At 29.4% G+C, this 18,093-nt stretch carries 14 protein-coding genes; 5 read left to right on the forward strand and 9 right to left on the reverse strand.

What is annotated here, in order from left to right:
* Window positions 1-195 precede the first annotated feature (195 nt).
* Genes LPB136_RS04470 through LPB136_RS04480 form a run of 3 tightly spaced genes read left to right on the forward strand, consistent with a single transcriptional unit; the run spans window position 196 to window position 1,972 of the window.
* Window positions 196-1,209, forward strand: coding sequence for a helix-turn-helix transcriptional regulator (locus LPB136_RS04470; protein ID WP_072556906.1), 1,014 nt, complete (start codon window positions 196-198; stop codon window positions 1,207-1,209).
* Window positions 1,210-1,247: 38 nt separating this feature from the next.
* Complete coding sequence (locus LPB136_RS04475) at window positions 1,248-1,604, forward strand: hypothetical protein (protein WP_072554981.1); 357 nt, start codon at window positions 1,248-1,250, stop codon at window positions 1,602-1,604.
* Window positions 1,604-1,972 (forward strand): YchJ family protein, encoded by a 369-nt coding sequence (locus LPB136_RS04480; RefSeq protein WP_335743868.1) that lies wholly within the window; start codon window positions 1,604-1,606, stop codon window positions 1,970-1,972. Before LPB136_RS04475 ends, LPB136_RS04480 begins: the two co-directional genes overlap by 1 nt.
* 168 nt (window positions 1,973-2,140) lie before the next feature.
* Here the strand turns inward: LPB136_RS04480 and LPB136_RS04485 are convergent, their stop codons facing one another.
* A complete protein-coding gene (locus LPB136_RS04485) occupies window positions 2,141-5,794 on the reverse strand; it encodes an ABC transporter permease/M1 family aminopeptidase (protein ID WP_072554982.1) in 3,654 nt (1,217 codons plus the stop codon).
* Between the two features lie 80 nt (window positions 5,795-5,874).
* A complete protein-coding gene (locus LPB136_RS04490) occupies window positions 5,875-6,762 on the reverse strand; it encodes an ABC transporter ATP-binding protein (protein ID WP_072554983.1) in 888 nt (295 codons plus the stop codon).
* A 121-nt stretch (window positions 6,763-6,883) separates the two neighbouring features.
* On the opposite strand from LPB136_RS04490, the gene LPB136_RS04495 reads away from it, so the two are divergent.
* Both LPB136_RS04495 and LPB136_RS04500 read left to right on the forward strand, forming a co-directional pair.
* Window positions 6,884-7,975 (forward strand): M42 family metallopeptidase, encoded by a 1,092-nt coding sequence (locus LPB136_RS04495; protein ID WP_072554984.1) that lies wholly within the window; start codon window positions 6,884-6,886, stop codon window positions 7,973-7,975.
* Between the two features lie 93 nt (window positions 7,976-8,068).
* Window positions 8,069-8,614, forward strand: a complete 546-nt coding sequence (locus tag LPB136_RS04500; protein WP_072554985.1) for an NUDIX hydrolase — start codon at window positions 8,069-8,071, stop codon at window positions 8,612-8,614.
* Window positions 8,615-8,705: 91 nt separating this feature from the next.
* On the opposite strand, the gene LPB136_RS04505 is transcribed toward LPB136_RS04500, so the two are convergent.
* The 7 genes from LPB136_RS04505 to LPB136_RS04540 form a co-directional block, all read right to left on the reverse strand.
* Window positions 8,706-11,360 (reverse strand): T9SS type A sorting domain-containing protein, encoded by a 2,655-nt coding sequence (locus LPB136_RS04505; protein ID WP_072554986.1) that lies wholly within the window; start codon window positions 11,358-11,360, stop codon window positions 8,706-8,708.
* 102 nt (window positions 11,361-11,462) lie between these two features.
* Window positions 11,463-13,061, reverse strand: coding sequence for a helix-turn-helix transcriptional regulator (locus LPB136_RS04510; RefSeq protein ID WP_072554987.1), 1,599 nt, complete (start codon window positions 13,059-13,061; stop codon window positions 11,463-11,465).
* A gap of 360 nt (window positions 13,062-13,421) precedes the next feature.
* A complete protein-coding gene (locus LPB136_RS04515) occupies window positions 13,422-14,168 on the reverse strand; it encodes a DUF6503 family protein (RefSeq protein WP_072554988.1) in 747 nt (248 codons plus the stop codon).
* Between the two features lie 114 nt (window positions 14,169-14,282).
* Window positions 14,283-14,660 carry a hypothetical protein gene (locus tag LPB136_RS04520; RefSeq protein ID WP_072554989.1) on the reverse strand — a complete coding sequence of 126 codons (378 nt, stop codon included), beginning with the start codon at window positions 14,658-14,660 and terminating at the stop codon, window positions 14,283-14,285.
* Window position 14,661: 1 nt separating this feature from the next.
* Window positions 14,662-15,075, reverse strand: coding sequence for a GreA/GreB family elongation factor (locus tag LPB136_RS04525; RefSeq protein WP_072554990.1), 414 nt, complete (start codon window positions 15,073-15,075; stop codon window positions 14,662-14,664).
* Between the two features lie 16 nt (window positions 15,076-15,091).
* Window positions 15,092-16,390, reverse strand: a complete 1,299-nt coding sequence (locus LPB136_RS04530; protein ID WP_072554991.1) for a Glu/Leu/Phe/Val family dehydrogenase — start codon at window positions 16,388-16,390, stop codon at window positions 15,092-15,094.
* A gap of 376 nt (window positions 16,391-16,766) precedes the next feature.
* The gene (locus LPB136_RS04540) at window positions 16,767-18,092 is read right to left on the reverse strand and encodes a sigma-54-dependent transcriptional regulator (protein ID WP_072554993.1); all 1,326 of its coding nucleotides are present in this window, start codon (window positions 18,090-18,092) and stop codon (window positions 16,767-16,769) included.
* Window position 18,093: the final 1 nt, after the last annotated feature.

Here is an 18,093-nt window from a genome sequence, read left to right on the forward strand (position 1 = left end):
TTTGTTTTCCATAATTTCTATTTTTCTTGTGCTGAACTTGTTTCAGTATGCTCCACAAACTCCTCGTTTTATGGAGCGATTACTTTTGAAAGATTTTAGTTTCTTTCTTATGATTCCGTTGCAAATATTTAACACAAATGCGCAATCTTTTTGCGTAGTAAAAATTATTTTCTATTTTTATTGAAAATTATTAAAATGGCTTCTAATAAAAATGCTTTAATCCGTTATAAAACCATCGATCAATGTTTACGAAACAACATGAAACGCTGGACTTTAAACGATTTAATTGATGCTTGCTCAGATGCTTTGTATGAATACGAAGGAAAAGATGTATATGTAAGTAAACGAACAATACAATTAGATATTCAGTTAATGCGTAGTGATAAATTAGGCTACAATGCACCAATTGAAGTGTATGAGCGTAAATATTATCGTTATGCGGAAGAAGATTACAGCATTAAAAACATTCCGGTTACTGATAATGATATTAAAATTATGAATGAAGCCATTCAAATGTTACGTCAGTTTAAAGATTTCTCGTTGTTTCAAGAAATGGACGGAGTTTTACAACGTTTAGAAGATTCGGTTTATTCATCACAAAAAAACAACAGAGCCATTATTCATTTGGATAAAAATGAACAATTAAAAGGTTTAAAATTTATTGATCCTATTTATGAGGCTATTCAACATAAAAAAGTGATTAGAATTACGTATCAATCATTTAAAGCTCGAAATCCCAGTGATATGACTGTTCATCCGCAGTTATTAAAAGAATATAACAATAGATGGTTTTTATTAGCTTCACATAAAAAACAATTTATAACATTGGCTTTAGATAGGATTTCTAATATCATAAAAGATCAAAATACTGAATACAATGATTTACAAATTGATGGAGATATCTATTATAAAGATGTAATTGGAGCAACGGTTGCAAATACTCGCCCTCAAAGAATACAATTTTGGATTGATAAACACAATGCTCCTTACGTAATTACAAAACCATTTCATCATACTCAACGTTTAATTAAAAGAACAGATGATGGTGTTATTTTTAATATCTTAGTTCAAATTAACTACGAATTAGAAAGAAAAATTCTTGGTTTTGGAGATAGTATAGAAATCCAGAAACCAGAACGTTTACGTAATCGAATGATTGGTAAATTGAAAAAATCAATTGAAATATATTCTAAAATTAAACACAAATAAAGGTTTCGTTTATATTATCAGCTTAAAGAAAAAAATAAATGACAATTCAAGATATCATTGGCGAATTTCAAATAATAGGAAGTAATCAAGATGAAAGTGATAACACTTACAAAGGAACACTTTCTTTAACGTTGGATGCAAATAATAGAATTATCGCAAAATGGTTGATTAACAAAAGTCAGCAACAACTTGGAACCGGTTTTTTTAAAGATAATATTTTAGTTATCAACTTTAATTATCAAGGTTATGAAAATACTATTTACAAAGGTGTGGTTGTTTATAGGTGTATTTCTAAAGATATTTTAGACGGATTTTGGTCTGAAGAATTGGGAAATCCATTATTTCTTGGTGATGAACGCTGTTTTAGAATAAAAGAAAAAGAACTTATAAATTAATGATGAACTGTCCTTGTAATCCGCATAAAACCTACAAAAACTGTTGCCAAAAAGCACATCTAAATATTAAAAGTGTAACCACTCCAGAAGCTTTAATGCGCTCACGTTACAGTGCTTTTGTGTTGGCTAATATTGACTATTTACAAAAAAGCCACCATAGTAAAACAAGACCTTCAAAACTTGAAAATAAAGAAATATTGGCTTGGACAAAATCTGTAGAATGGGTAAAATTAGATGTTCTTAATTCTACTGAAAACTCAGTGGAATTTAAAGCTTACTTTTACGAAAATGGTTCTTTAAATGTAATCCATGAACATTCTTTTTTTGAAAAAGAAAATAATCATTGGGTTTATAAAAGTGCTTTATAAAATGGAATAGCTCTCAAATAATCTTTTAACAAGATATTTTGAAGCTTACATTGTTTATGAGATTGTCTACAATTAATTAATTTACTTTTAATTTACCTCTTTTTTAAATCAATTACATAAAAAAACCAAAACAATAGTTTCGGTTTTTTTTATTATGCTATAAATTATTTACAACTTCCTACGGTTATCTTCAGATTGTGTGTCTATTAACTTATTGTATGGATCTACACCAACTTCAACAGGCTTTTTATCAACTATAATTGTAACCTTGTTATCTATCTGTGTAATTTTATGTTTCTGTAAATACAGTTCTATTTCTTTCTTTTTACCATCAACCTCTTCTTCACCAAAAATACCAACATCTATATAATCTGCTAATTTTACTGATAAAATTGGTTTTTTCATTTTATCTGTTTTAAAAGAAAGTGTATCACCAACTTGCTCACCATAATAACGTTTTCCTTTTTCATCATTTCTATATTTAGAAACGTTAAACTCAATATCTACTTGATATTTTCCATTGTCTAATTTGGTAACTTCTGCATCTGTAATTCTATTTCTATATAGCGTTACAGTTTCAAACATATCTTTAATAACATATTGTAAAGAATCTGGAGTTACTTCTCTTATTTTATCTACCATTTCTATAGACGTTGTATAAGGTGCATCTTGAAACTTTACTTTTTCTACATATTCTTTTAAAGCATTGTTCAACTTCTTTTCGCCAATATAATCGCTTAAAGCGTAGAAAACTAAAGATCCTTTTTGATAACGTATATAACCTTGACCATCGTTATACATTAACGATTTTTCTCTTTTACGCTCTAAAGTTCTTTGCATTAAATAACCATCTAAAGCTTTCTTTAAGAATTTACGCATTTCTTGTTTTCCTAAATCGTGTTCTAATACTTTTAGGGCTACATATTCAGACAAACTTTCTGATAACATTGTTGCTCCTAAAACATCGGCACCAATTACTTGATGCGCCCACCATTGATGTGCTAATTCGTGTACTGTAATTGCATACGGATAATCTACACCACTATCTTCTTTATCTACCGCAGCAATAAATCCTACACCTTCTGAATACGGAATTGTATTTGGAAAAGATTGTGCAAAACTTCCGCCAGTTCTAGGAAACTCTACAATTCTTACTTGTTTATGCTGATAAGGACTAAAGTTTTCTGAATTATAGGCTAAGGAAGCTTTAATTCCATCCATCATTCTATCCAAATTATATTCGTGTCCTTTTTGATAATATATTTCTAAGTTTACATCTTTCCATTTATCCTTTTTGATTTCATATTTAGCAGAATTAAACGCATAAAAATTTAAGATTTTACTATCCATTTTATAATGAAAATATCTTCTATCACCTTCTTTCCACTCTTTTTGAAGATAACCTGGCGCAATTGCAATTTGATCTTCTGAAGTAGAAACTGTAGCTTCAAAATCTATCCAATCAGAATCTCTAGAAATATATGTATTACCTAAAGCAGTTGAATCTGACGGATGTGGTCTTAAATCGTTTTTCTCTAAATCGTATTTCTTACGAGTAGAATTGTCTGTTAATTCTCCTGCGCCTGTATAACCAAAAGAAGGATAAATTCCACTATTCATAAACGTACCATTAGATCTTACTGGAGAATTTTTTCTGAAAAAAGTATTTGGTTTGTTTTTAACCGTAAACTTTAATTCTAAACTATCTCCGGGATTTAAAGGTGTATTTAGTTTATAGATATCAAAATTATGAATTGTATCTTCTAAAACTAACGTATTTGGTTTGCTAAACTCAAAAGTGCTTGGATATCCGTTATGATTTAAAAACAAACTGTCAATAGCTTCATTGGTTTTGTTTATCATTTTATAAGTACCAGAAGAATTGAAATCGTATGTTTTTGGAAATAAATCCATATTCACATTAACCGCTACAATTCTTGGTTGTGCTTTACCTTCATACTTTTTGTATTTTTTTTCCCATTCTACACGTCCTTTTTCTCTTTCTTTAGAGGAAGTTCTTTGGTTTACAATATTGTTTTCATAAAAAATACGTGTTCCTAAACCTAAAAACCCTATCAATAAAACGCCTAAAACTAAACCTGTCTTTAAGTTAAAACGATTTTTAAAAATCGATAACCTTTCACTAAAAGAACTTGGAATACCACGAACCCAAAACAGACTTGTAAGCCCTAAAAATAGTAATCCTGCTAAGAACCAATACCCTTTATAAGTCAAATATCTTTGAAGAGAAAAATCGTAACCATTCATATCTGAATAGCTAAATCCTGGGCCTTGATTGTATTTAAATATTGCTTGTTCTATACCAAGAAAAGAAAGCAACGGCAATCCAAAATTTAACACTATTAGAATAAATAAACCCACATAAGGATTACCTACTAATGTTTGAATAAATAATGCTATAAATGCCCAAATTGCAAAATGGATAAATTGTAACACAAATAACTCAAAGATATAATGACCTATTTCATAATTATAAAAACCTTGAGAAGTTTGATAAATGATTCCAGCAATCATTACAACTGCTAATAATACCAATTGCACTTTTAATAAAGCAATTAGTTTAGATAACCATAATACCCAATTTGGTGCTGGTGTAACATCTACCAAATGATTAACTTTTGCCATTTTACCTCTATGCACTAACATACCAGCATATAAAAAAGTAATAATGTTTATTGATAAAACAAAAGAACCTGTTCCATTTTCTAGCATTTTCCAAGTAACTGGTAATGTTTTTGTTCCAAGAATATTTCCAACTTCAGAAAGTGCTATCACCGCTATAATTAATCCTACCAAAACTATTGCTAAAAAAGGCAATGCTTTAACTATATATTTAAAATCTAAATTAGATAATTTCCAAGTTGTTTTTAAATTCTGAAGGAAAGAAAAGTTATAATTTACTTCTGGTAAATTAATACGTGTAATTCCACCAAAATTCTTTTTTATTACACGTTCTCCTTTTTCTTTTTTAAAGAATGAAAAACTAATTGCGTTCTGACTAAAAGAGAATTTCTTATAAACCCAACCAAATATTAAAGTAGAAATACCCAACCATAATAATCTATTGTAAATAATTACGCTTTCAAAAGGTAAAGCAGCTTCATTTTGTTCAGCTAGTGTCCAATACTTAGTGTAATAACGCAAAGAAGCATCACCATAAGGGTCTAAAATACCAGCTATAAATCTGTTTTCTTCTTCAGATAACATTCCTTGTAACAAACCTTGGAAAAACATTAAAATTATTACAGCTATAAAACCAGCAGCTATACTTCTTGTAAAGGTTACTACTGCAAAAACAATGGCTCCAAAAAATATTAAATTAGGTAAGATATATACAAAATAAGAATGCAAATAGGCACCAAAATTAAAAGTATTTACAATCTCAGAATTTGTCCCAGGAAATCTAAATCCTATAAAAACAGCTAAACCAATTGTAAGGACAATTAATGTTACAATAAATAAACCGCTTAAAAATTTTGCAAGTAAATAATTTGCTTTGGTAAATGGATATGAATATAAAATGGAATGCATTTCACTTTTATAATCTCTATAAATGGTAACACCAATTATTGATGGTAGCAAAAAGAAAATTAACTGCGACATTCCATTGAACATATTATAAACTCCAATAGGAGAATTTACAATTTTATTACCTCCAACACTTACAGTAATACCGTCAAAAACACCAGCACTAGCTGCTGCAAAAAAAGTGGAGATAATAAATAATAAGGCTAAATAAATATAAAAGGCTGGTTTTTTAAACCAAGTAGAAATTTCGTGTTTAAATATAGTTGAAAACATAATAAAAGAGTTTTTAGTGTTTAGTTTTAAATGTTTAGTTTTTTTGAGTTTAACTTAAAACTCATAATTAAAACTAGAAACTAATTTAAAACTGGTTCATCTTGTTTTAATGCAATAAAATACACATCGTCTAGTTGTGGCTTAGCTGCAACAAAATCTGCTGCCGGTTTTTCTTCTCCAAATACACGAACATTTAATGTATTGTCTTCATTATAATTTGATGATAATAAATTATAGGTTGCTTCTACCTCATCTAAATCATCTCTATCAATTATTTTAGTCCAAATTTTACCTTCAATTTCTTTGGTAGCTTCAATTGGCGTTGTTTTCTTTAAAATTTTTCCACCATTTAAAATTGCCATTTGGTTACATAATTCCTTAACATCTTCAACAATATGTGTAGAGAAAATTACGGTACAATTTGTACCAACTTCTCTTAAAACATTTAAAAAACGATGTCTTTCCGCTGGATCTAAACCTGCTGTTGGTTCATCAACAATTATTAATTTTGGATTGTTTAAAAGTAATTGTGCAATTCCAAAACGTTGTTTCATTCCGCCAGAATAACCGGCAACATATTTCTTTCTCACTTCATATAAATTAGTGATTTCTAATACTTCTTTCACTAATTTTTGTCTGTCAGATTTAGATGCAATTCCTTTTAAAGTGGCAAAATAATCTAACAAATCTTCCGCAGACATTTTTGGATACACACCAAAAGATTGTGGCAAATACCCTAAAACCTTACGTAACGCCATTTTATCTTCAATCACATTTATATCACCAAAAGTAATTGAACCAGAATCTGGAGCTTGTAATGTTGCAATCGTTCTCATTAAAGAAGACTTTCCTGCACCGTTTGGTCCTAATAAACCAAACATTCCTGTCCCTATTTCAAGATTTAAGTTATCAATAGCTTTTACACCATTTTTATACGTTTTGGTTAAATTCTCTATAGTTAGTTTCATGATAAATGTGTTTTTAAGTTCAATTTGTTGATAGATAAGTGTGCAAATAACAACTTTTGTTACAGACTTTTCAAACTTTTTAATAATTTCCTTTATTTTTACATCATAACAAATACAAATTATGGCAAAAAATAAATCAATATTAAATAAGAAATCACTTACATTTTTAGAAAAATACTTAAATAATGCTGCTCCAACTGGTTATGAATGGGAAGGTCAGAAAATTTGGATGGAGTATTTAAAACCTTACGTAGATACTTTTATTACTGACACTTATGGTTCTGCTGTAGGAGTTATAAATCCTGATGCAAAATACAAAGTTGTAATTGAAGGACATGCAGATGAAATTTCTTGGTATGTTAACTATATTTCTGATAACGGATTAATTTATGTGATTAGAAATGGTGGTTCAGATCATCAAATTGCACCTAGTAAGATTGTAAATATTCATACTAAAAACGGAATTGTAAAAGGGGTTTTTGGTTGGCCAGCAATTCATACAAGAAACAGAGCAAAAGAAGAAGCGCCAAAACCAGATAATATTTTTATTGATACAGGTTGTGCAACTAAAGAAGAAGTTGAAAAATTAGGTGTGCATGTTGGTTGTGTAATTACCTATCCAGATGAGTTTCATATTTTAAACGGAGATAAATTTGTTTGTAGAGCACTTGATAATAGAATGGGCGGATTTATGATTGCTGAAGTTGCTCGTTTACTGAAAGAAAACAAAAAAGAATTACCTTTTGGATTATACATAACAAACTCTGTACAAGAAGAAATTGGTTTGCGTGGTGCAGAAATGATTACACATACAATTCAGCCAGATGTGGCAATTGTTACCGATGTAACGCACGATACTACAACACCAATGATTGAAGTTAAAAAAGCAGGTAAATTAGAAATTGGTAAAGGACCCGTTGTTGCGTATGCACCAGCTGTTCAACAAAAATTGCGTGATTTAATTACGGAAACTGCTGAAGCTAAAAAGATACCTTTTCAACGCTCTGCACTTTCTAGAGCAACAGGAACAGATACTGACGCTTTTGCTTACAGCAATGGTGGCGTTGCTTCTGCATTAATTTCTTTACCTTTAAGATATATGCATACAACTGTAGAAATGGTTCATAGAGATGATGTTGAAAACGTTATTAAAATGATTTACGAAACATTGTTGAATATAAAAGACGGAGAAACATTTTCTTATTTTGAATAGATAACAAAACGTCATTGCGAGGAACGAAGCAATCTTTTTTAATTGACAAAGAGATTACTTCGTCATTCTTCCTCGTAATGACGATTGTTTTATATGGATGAATTACTTGACATTTTAACTCCTGAAGGAAAACCAACAGGAAAAACTGCTTTAAAATATGAAGCGCATAAAAACGGTTGGTTTCATGCCACTGTTCATATTTGGATTTTTACTTCGGATGAAAAAATACTGCTTCAAAAAAGAGCAATGACTAAGAAAGTATTTCCGGGTTTATGGGATATTTCTGTTGCAGGACATGTTGCTGCAGGGGAAGAAATTTTAACTTCAGCAAAAAGAGAAGTTTTTGAAGAAATAGGTTTGCAATTAGAAGACAAAGATCTAATTAAAATTGGTACAAGAATTCATCAAATTTCTCATCCAAACGGAATTCAAGACAATGAACATCATCATGTTTTTATTGCTGAATTAAAGGTATCTATTGAGGATTTAAAAATTCAAAAAGAAGAAGTTGATGCTATTAAATTATTTGATTTATCAGCTTTAAAAAACACAAAAAACCTAGAAAACGTTTTGCTTCCTAGGTTTCATGATTATTATTGTGCTGTTTTTAATCACATAATAAATAGAATTCAAAAATAAAAAACCACCCTTTCCTAAAATTAGGAATGAGTGGCATTTTCCCCCAAAAAATTAACTAACTAATAATAAAACCTACTTTTACTATTGTTTTCTATTCTATTAATATTTTTTGACTATAAACTTTATTATCTTCCTGAATTCTAATTACATAAATTCCACTCGCTTTGTTTTTTAAGTCAATAATAGTATTATCACTATCAACTTTTCCAGAAGTTATCTTTTGACCAAGTTCATTATAAATAACAAAATCGAATTGAGAATTAGTGTTTTTCAATTTTACATTTAAATACCCTTCTTTTACTGGATTTGGGTAAAATACTGGAACTTCCGAATCTAACATTGTTACGTCATTAACTCCTAATACATTAAAATCAAAATCGGTTTCCCAAGATCCTCTTCCATAAGTTGCCGCTCTTAATTTACCTGTGGTAGCTGAAGTATAAAATATCTCTAAATCTTGAACTGCATTTCTTGGTAAATTTGTTGCATAACTAGTCCAAGATCCTTGAGCGTTATCTATATAGTAAACACCTATATCTGCACCTATAAAGAGACCATCATCTTGCGTTCCACTATTAATATAAACAATTGTATTTATTGGTAAATTTGGTAAAGTATTAGAAGCCAAATCCGACCAAGTTGCACCTCCATCTGTAGATTTATATACTTTACTCGTTGCATCATACCCAGAAAACACTACCCAAACTTTATTGGCATCTACACTAGAAATAGTAAGATTTTTTAACTTTGCAGCTCCAACAGGTAATGATCCTGTAACATCTGCCCAACTTGTTCCTGCATTTGTTGACTTAGAAATTTTATTGTCTGTAATAGCATACATAATTTGGTTATTACTTGGTGCTACTTCAAAACGTAAAATATTATTACCAGGGTTTGGTGTTCCAAGTGCTGTCCATGTTGGGTTTACATTATCTGCATTGGTTAAAATATCTGTACTTTTATATAGCGCTGGTCTTCCTCCTAAATATACCAAATCATCTAAAATAGGATCTTGATGAATTGGGCTAAACCATTCTCCATTGGTAGAAGGATAGTATGAATCTACTCCTGTATTAGTATTTCTACGTGTAAATTCGCCATTTGTAGTTGAAGAAAGAATCATTGGATGTGTACGCGCTATAAATCCGTCTTCTCCATCTCCACCACCTAAAACTGACCAATTTCCAGGACTTGTTGAGATTAGTGATCCTATGTCTTGTAAGCCTGCAAAATAGGTATTAACATCTGTAGGAGAAACCGCTATATTTGTTTGTTGACCTACTGAAATATTGTTTGTAATGTCTTCCCAAGTTGATAAACCATCATTAATTCCTTTAGAAATTCCGCCATCACAAGTAGTATATAAAGTTGTATCATCATGAGGAGAATACGCTATATACTGTATATCTGCATGTATATAAGGTTCTGGTTCTGTATTAGAGCCAGGATAATCTGTATTTTCACCTAACCAATATGTAATGCGGTACCAACTTACACCTCCATCATCAGATTGCCATTGGTTAATACCACCAATAGTAATAAAATCTTCGTCTGTTGGTGAAACAGCAATTGCCAAATCATGATCTGCTTGACCACCATTTTTGCCTGCTGCTGCTGCTACTAATGGATCTGCATCAGCATGCAAAATATTAGGGTTTGTTGCAGAAGTTTGATAAATTAATGAAAAACTAGAACCACTATTAGTAGACTTATATACACCTTTAAGTCCTCTATCCGAGTTTCCAATAATAGCATAAACTACACTCGGATTAGCTGCTGTAACCGCCATTTCAATTCTACTAACATCTGAAGTTGGAATTCCTGAAGCCGCTGTCCAGTTCACTCCATTATCAGTTGAAGTATAAATATAACCCGCAGAGCCATCTGTACTTGCTGCATAAACAGTATTTGAACTTCCTGGTTTAAATTCAATATCGCTAAATAACTCCAAATTAGATGTTACTGTTGAAGTTGCCCAACTATCTGTAGTTCTAAAAACACCTCCATCTGTTGTAACCATCATAGTTCCAGAAGCTGATGGATCCATTATTATTTTTGAAATTCTATAATTATCACTTGCAGTCCAAGTTAAACCCGTTGGACTCCAAGTTGTACCTCCATCTGTTGTTTTTAAAACACCAATACTTCTTCTGTCTGACGCTCTGTCTCCTGTTGCCAAATACATTGTTGAAGTTGTTGTTGGGTGTATAACTAAACCTGCAGAACCAATAACCGATAACATATCTGTGTTTGTAGTCCAAGAAGTACCTCCATTTGTGGTTTTCCATAAACCACCATCTGGAGCATTTACATATATTGTTTGTGCATCTATAGGATCAAAAGCAATGTAATTTAATCTTCCAGAACCGGCATCATAACCAGATGGTAATGACGTTCCGTTTAAACTTATCCAATTTGAAATACTAGAAGAGTTTCTATTTAGTATTTGATTTTCTCCATGGGTTTTAGACCAATCTAAAAAATTAGCATAATTATTTGATAATAAAGCCATGTTTCCTGAAGGAAATACTCTTGGTTCAACTTGTTTTTCCCAACGTTTAAAGATTTTATATCCTTGTCCTTTTTTGGGAGTTTTACCTTTCCAAAATTGTTGAAAATTGTCTTGAACTTTATAAAAAGTTGTTTTTTTATTACTACTTTTTTCTCTCCAATCAACTCTTTTTTTATCCTGACCAAATACTTGTACAGAGATAAATACTAGCATTAATAGTACTGCTTTTTTCATAATTAATTTAAATATTAAATGAATTACAAATATCTGCAACACGCTTTAATATCTAATAAAATAGCACTACTCACTAACTACTCAAAGTAAAAAACAAGTGATTTAAATAGTCTTTTTAGTATTTAACCCGATAGGTTTAAGGTATTCTAATAAGTTTATCTCTTTTTCTTTAAGCTGCAATTTTTTACCAATTCTGAAACGTTTGCTTTCAATAGACCTTAAAGATTTGTTTAAAAAAACTGCGATCTCTTTATTTTTGAAACCAATATGTAAGTAATAACAGATTATAACTTCAGAATCATCTAACTCAGGATGTTTTTCATTTAAGGTATTAAAAAAATCAATGTTTAAATCATTTACAAGTTCTAAATGATTTTTGCTTTTATCTAAAACAGTAGATGAATTTAAATGTAGGTCTTTATATAATTCTTTAATTCGATCTCTTTGTTGTGATGTGTCACTTATTATAGAAATATTCTTAATTTCTTTTTTTACATCAATAATATAATCTTCAAGACCTTTAACCTTAACTTTTAGCTTGTCATGGTTTGTTTTTAAATAAGAAAAGTCTTTTTTGCCTTGTGTAAACTCTTTAATTTTAATTTTTATTTTTTTATATCGTAAACCAATAAAAATAAGTACACCAATTAAACTGATTATCAATACCCAAAATAAGACTCTATACTGATGCTTAGTTTTGGTTTCATGTACTAATTGTTTTTCTGAAGTTATTAAAATTTTATTTAAGTCTAAACCTGCATCTACATTTTTATTTATTTCACCTTGATTAAAAATACGCAAAGAATCAACGTAATTAACTTTTTTATCAACATCTCCTATTTTGCTATAATAATCTGTATATAGCTTAAAGTAATGTTCTGTATCAGAAACATTCATATATTTACGAAGCAGAGCTGCTTCTTTTAAATAAGTTAATGCAGTATCTATCTTTTGTTGTTTTAAATAAACTTCTGCCATACAAATATTGCTGGTTACAATATGAGCTGCATGAAGAGAAGGAGAAATAGTACTGTTGTTTTTTAAAGCTTTTAATTTATCAAAATATTTATTAGCTTGGTTAAAATCTTCTAAATGTGTATAGTTTGATGTAAGCATAAATAAAGCATACATATAATAATACTGATCTTCTTTTATACTCTTATGGCTTTCTAATTTTTCTAATATTAACTGGTTACTTTTTGTATAATTTTTATTAAAAAGCGCTACATAAGCATACATTTGATTAACTTCTGCAAGCCCATTTATATTATTATTTAATGTATAATATTTTTTAGCTTCTGTTAAATACTTAAATGCTGAAGAGTCTTTTTTTATGATATAAGTATTATAAAACAACTCCAAGGAAACCATTCCGGCAATGTCATTTTCTTTTTCAAGTTTGGCATATTTTTGAGCTAATAAAAAATATTGAAACTCTTTTACATCTTCATTTTTTTTATCACTAATTAAACCTTTTAACTGGTAATATTGCGCTAAACGCCCTTCTATACTTGTTGTAATTGGCTCTGGTATTAATTTTAAAAATTTTTCTGAAATTTTGGGTTGTTCTTCAATATAAACTTCCGCAGAATCAATAAATTTATAGTAGTTTATTGCTCCTTTTTTTTGCCCAAAAGAAACAAAGACAAAAAGAAACAGGTAACAGTTAAGTGTAATTTTTAAGATAGCAAACTTTGTCATTAAATTTAAACTAATTAATAATTGTAAACAAATTTAAACCGTATTTCTGTATAAGACTTAAAAAAGATATTATTTTTTTTTATTTAACATTTTCCTATTCTGTAGAATGGTTTTTATGAATAGTAAAAAACAAAAAATGCAACCTTTTTAGTTGCATTTTTTGTTTTGCATTAGTGATTGAAGCGGCATCCTTTTTATGCTGAACTCGATTCTGTATCTCTTACAAATAATAAAATAACTTCGTTTAAGAAACAGATGTTGAAATAAATTCCGCATAAAAAGATATAGCGGAAAGCACGACACTTTGTAGCGTTAGCGGAAAAGTGGAATGCCCTAAAAAATATTTTTATCTAAGGTAATTTATTCTGTTACTGGCTTCTTATAAAAACTATCTGCTAATTTTGCTTGACTTACTAAAGGTAAAGTAAATTCTGTTGCAGGTTTTGCAGGTTCTGTTGGTTGCCCATCTTCTCCTTTTTTATACCAAGTTATAGACTTTGGTAATAAAAACCCGTTCACATCATTCCAATCATTATATCTAATAATATTAAATTTATTTGACGGTTGCTTAGAAAAATAGGTAACTGTATAGCCTAACCATTCCATTTGAAAAGTTTCTGGGTTATAATACATAAAATAATTATCATCTGGAGAAGTTCCTTTATTTGAAGCGTAAGAAATTTTATAACCCGGATAATTTACTCCATTAAAAGTTAATGGTGTTGTTTCTTCATAGGTTATTCCGTCATCTGCTAACACAAATGGCATTGTATAAAAGTAGAAATATAAGTTATAGTAAAAATCTTTGTTTCCTTTAAATGCAGTTGAATCTTGTTGAGATAACCAAACTTCTTTTCCATCGAAACCTAAAGAGTAATTTGGTGTGTTAACTACCGTTTTTCTTGAACGTAAATCTACTGTATGTGCTTCTTCTCCTTTGTTAAAAGACAATACTTGTAACTTTTTCCAGTTAGCTAAACCTCCGTGATTCTTTAAAACATTTGCTATGTTTTCTGGATAATTCTTATAAATATCTACTTTCTTTTCTGAGGGTTTACAGGAAATTAAGAGTGTTGTAAATACTAATATTGCAACTATTTTTTTCATTTTTAATTTGTTTGTTTATGTAAAAGTCGAGTTTAAAATAAATTCTTACAAATATAAAGCAAACAAAGTATGGCAATCCTAAAAATAAGCTTAGTATTACCATACAATTTATTATTAGGCTAAAAGGCCTAGAAAAACTTCTTTTTTTAGTTTTCTGTAATTATCTACATAATCTTTATATAAACCTCTGGTTTTTACATGTTCGTTATAATAAAATAAATCGCAGTCTAAATCTATACATTCAATAATATTTTCAGATGTTTTTTCATACTCTAAAAATGTATTTTTTAAACTATTTTTATTCTTTATTACCAATAACAAGTTATCTCTTAAGTCTTTTCTTTTTAGTTTATTTGATGCTATTTTAACGATATAATCACACTCTTCTGAAATATAATTTATATGAGAAATCCACATGTTTAGTTCTTCCAAACTTCTTTTTTGTGTAACTTGGTTTTCTGAGTCGTTATTGTATATATTATTTGATTGCATACTAATTATTTTTTACTTTGTTACTTTGTTGCACTACATTCAAAACCTTTAATTCTTGTAATCCTTTAGGAAAATCCCAAAGAATAACATCTCCTTTTGCATAGCCTAAAATTGCAGCTCCCATAGGCAATAATAAAGATACTTTATTTTCTTTATTATTATTATCTGATGGTAAAACAAGTTCAAATGTTTTTTCCCAAAAGGTGTCTTTTGCTTTAACGGTTACTATAGAGTTTAGCTTAATAACATCTTCTGGCATTTCTGATTGCGGTAGTATTATAGCGTTTTTTAGTTCTTCTTGTAATTTTGAAATATAGCTTTTTACCGTACTTCTATTACCTTCATTATTTAAATTTAAAAGTTTTTCTATCTTTAAATATTCATTTTTCTCAATAATTATTTTTTTATATTTCATTGTATAACCATTTTATTTAAGGAAAAACTCCTCTTTGAGTATATGTTCTTTCTAATCTTTCTATTGCTAAAACATATGCTGCAGAGCGCATATCTATTTTTCTGCTTTCCTTAACATTAAGTACTTTAATAAATACTTCTCTCATTTTTTTATTTATTCTTCCCATTATTTCATTTAGCTCCCAAAGCTCTCCATTTCTATTTTGTAGCCACTCAAAATAACTTCCTGTAACGCCACCTGAATTGCATAAAATATCTGGAATAATTGTAACTCCTCTCTCTAATAATATTTTTTCTGCTCCTACTGTTGTTGGTCCATTTGCACCTTCAGCTACTAAGAAAGCTTTAATTTTTAAAGCATTTTCTTCTGTAATTTGATTTCCTAATGCTGCTGGAATACAGATATCACAATTTAATCCAAAGAAATCTTCTTTTTCTATATTTTTTGAACTTGGAAAACCTACAATACTTCCTTTATTTTTTTTAGAATAAGCTAATAAGTTCTCTACACTTAAACCTTGGTTATTAACTATTGTTCCAAAGGCATCTTGTACTCCAACCAATTTTGCTCCGTCTTTTTCTAAAAAGTGTGCTGCCCAATATCCTACATTTCCAAAACCTTGAACAATAAAAGTTTTATCCTTTAATTTAATACTTTTTAGTTCTGCCCAAAATTTAATAGTTAAATAAACACCATAACCCGTTGCTCTATCTCTACCTTCCAAACCTCCAGAACCAATTGGTTTACCTGTAACAACATGCTGATTTCTAGATCTTTCTGATGGCGCTTTTGTAGACATATAAGTATCTGCAATCCATGCCATTGTTTGTGCATCTGTATTAACATCTGGAGCAGGAATATCATGTTCTGGACCAATATTGTCTCCTAATGCATATGTAAACCTTCTAGTTATACGTTCTAATTCTGAATTAGAATACTTTGTTGGGTCCATTTGGATACCTCCTTTTGCTCCTCCATAAGGTAAACCAGCTAAAGATGTTTTCCAAGTCATCCACATTGCCAATGCTTTAACTGCATCTATATCAATTGTTGGATGATACCTTAAACCTCCTTTATATGGCCCAAGTGCGTTATTATGTTGCACTCTATAACCTTTAAAAATTTCTACTTCTCCATTATCCATTCTTACTGGAAAATGTATAATTAATTCGTTATTGGTAACACTTAAAATCTTTTTAATATTAGGATTTAAATTAACTAGATTAGAAACCTGGTTAAACTGCTCCATAACGTTTTCTAACATGCCTTGTTTAGCCTGCTTTTTTTGTTTTAATTCTTTTACTAAGGTTGTCATAGTTAAATAATTTCAATTTCTTTTTCACTTTGGGTGAATTTTAAATTTGGTAGTAAATTGTTATTATGAGAATTATTTTTAGTTTTCCTCGGTTCAAATTCACTACAAGACCAAATAAATTTTTTATTTGATGTTAAAGTACATGAAGCTGCATAAATGCATGAATTACATAAACTTTTATTATTAATTTTCATAATTATCTTTTTAATTATAATTACACACTGGCAAGCTAAGTGCCACTTTTTAAAACAAAAAAAAAATACAAGTCAAAGCATTCATTGTTAGCGGATTAAATAAACAAAATTTATATATCAAAAAAAAACAGTTGAGGAAATACTCCTCAACTGCTACATAATTACTCGTTTTTAAATAAGCGTTATTTTAATTTTTCTCGAAGTGTTTTTCTATCAATTTGAAGAATTTTTGCAGCTTTAGTTTTGTTATTATTTGTTGCTTTAAGCACTTTTAAAATATAGTTTTTTTCAAACTCTTTTAAAGATACTAGTTTCTGAGTATTAGAAAAATCTATTTGGTATTTTATGTTGTCTGGTAAATGTTCAACATCTACAAACCTATCACACATAATAATTGCCCTTTGTATAACATTTTCTAACTCTCTTATGTTTCCTGGCCAATTATAACTTTTAAGAATATCCATTGCTTGTGGAGTAATTTTTAAAAATCGGTCTTTATATTCTATACCATATTTAAATAAGAACTTATCTACTAATAATGGAATGTCTGAAACCCGCTCTAATAATGAAGGAACATCTATTTGCACAACAGTAAGTCTATAATACAAATCTTCCCTAAATAATTCTTTTTTTATGAGGTCTTTTAAATCTACATTAGTTGCTGCAACTACTCTTACATCTACTTTTTCTGACTTTTGAGAACCTACTCTAACCACTTCTTTTTCTTGTAAAACACGTAATAACCTTAATTGAGTAGATAAGGATGCATTACCTATTTCATCTAAAAAAATAGTTCCGTTATTAGCTGCCTGAAAAAAACCTTTCCGATCTTTTTCTGCTCCGGTAAAAGCTCCTTTTACATAACCAAACAATTCAGATTCTAATAAATTTTCTGGTATTGCACCACAATTTACTACAACAAAAGGCGATGAGGAATATTTACCCATATAATGTATAGAACGTGCAACTAATTCTTTTCCAGTACCACTTTCTCCATGAATAAAAACCGTTGCTTTGTTGTTCTTTAAACGTTCTATAACGTCCGTAACTTTTTTCATAGCTATTGACGAACCTATTAATTCTCCGTAGGGTTTGGTTTCTATTTCTTGTTTTACAACTTTACTTTTATCTATTTTCGGTTTTGATTCTAAAGATTTAAAAATAGCAGATTTTAATTCTTCCTTTGTAAAAGGTTTCGTAATATAGTCTGTTGCGCCAGATTTCATAACATCTAAAGCTCCATGTATAGAAGGGAAACCAGTTACCACCAATTTAGGGATTTTGGGATAATGTGCAGATGCATATTTTATTAATTCCAAGCCATCTACACCTGGCATTTGTAAATCCGTAATTAATAAGTCTATTGAAGTATCTTTTAATATTTCTAATGCTTCTTTTACTGAAATAGCTTTATAAGTATGATAATTTAAGGATTGTAAATGCCTCTGAATAAGTTCTAAAATATGAATATCATCATCTACAATTAATATATTTTCTTTGTTTAACATA

The sequence above is a fragment of the Tenacibaculum todarodis genome, assembly GCF_001889045.1.
Taxonomy (GTDB): domain Bacteria; phylum Bacteroidota; class Bacteroidia; order Flavobacteriales; family Flavobacteriaceae; genus Polaribacter; species Polaribacter todarodis.

Excerpts from the sequence above, each read along its gene's own strand:
- LPB136_RS04500 (WP_072554985.1), top strand. The coding sequence starts at position 8,069 with ATGGATGAATTACTTGACATTTTAACTCCTGAAGGAAAACCAACAGGA.
- LPB136_RS04505 (WP_072554986.1), bottom strand. The coding sequence starts at position 11,360 with ATGAAAAAAGCAGTACTATTAATGCTAGTATTTATCTCTGTACAAGTA.
- LPB136_RS04475 (WP_072554981.1), top strand. The coding sequence starts at position 1,248 with ATGACAATTCAAGATATCATTGGCGAATTTCAAATAATAGGAAGTAAT.
- LPB136_RS04485 (WP_072554982.1), bottom strand. The coding sequence starts at position 5,794 with ATGTTTTCAACTATATTTAAACACGAAATTTCTACTTGGTTTAAAAAA.
- LPB136_RS04525 (WP_072554990.1), bottom strand. The coding sequence starts at position 15,075 with ATGAAATATAAAAAAATAATTATTGAGAAAAATGAATATTTAAAGATA.
- LPB136_RS04510 (WP_072554987.1), bottom strand. The coding sequence starts at position 13,061 with ATGACAAAGTTTGCTATCTTAAAAATTACACTTAACTGTTACCTGTTT.
- LPB136_RS04515 (WP_072554988.1), bottom strand. The coding sequence starts at position 14,168 with ATGAAAAAAATAGTTGCAATATTAGTATTTACAACACTCTTAATTTCC.
- LPB136_RS04520 (WP_072554989.1), bottom strand. The coding sequence starts at position 14,660 with ATGCAATCAAATAATATATACAATAACGACTCAGAAAACCAAGTTACA.
- LPB136_RS04540 (WP_072554993.1), bottom strand. The coding sequence starts at position 18,092 with ATGTTAAACAAAGAAAATATATTAATTGTAGATGATGATATTCATATT.
- LPB136_RS04470 (WP_072556906.1), top strand. The coding sequence starts at position 196 with ATGGCTTCTAATAAAAATGCTTTAATCCGTTATAAAACCATCGATCAA.
- LPB136_RS04490 (WP_072554983.1), bottom strand. The coding sequence starts at position 6,762 with ATGAAACTAACTATAGAGAATTTAACCAAAACGTATAAAAATGGTGTA.
- LPB136_RS04480 (WP_335743868.1), top strand. The coding sequence starts at position 1,604 with ATGATGAACTGTCCTTGTAATCCGCATAAAACCTACAAAAACTGTTGC.
- LPB136_RS04495 (WP_072554984.1), top strand. The coding sequence starts at position 6,884 with ATGGCAAAAAATAAATCAATATTAAATAAGAAATCACTTACATTTTTA.
- LPB136_RS04530 (WP_072554991.1), bottom strand. The coding sequence starts at position 16,390 with ATGACAACCTTAGTAAAAGAATTAAAACAAAAAAAGCAGGCTAAACAA.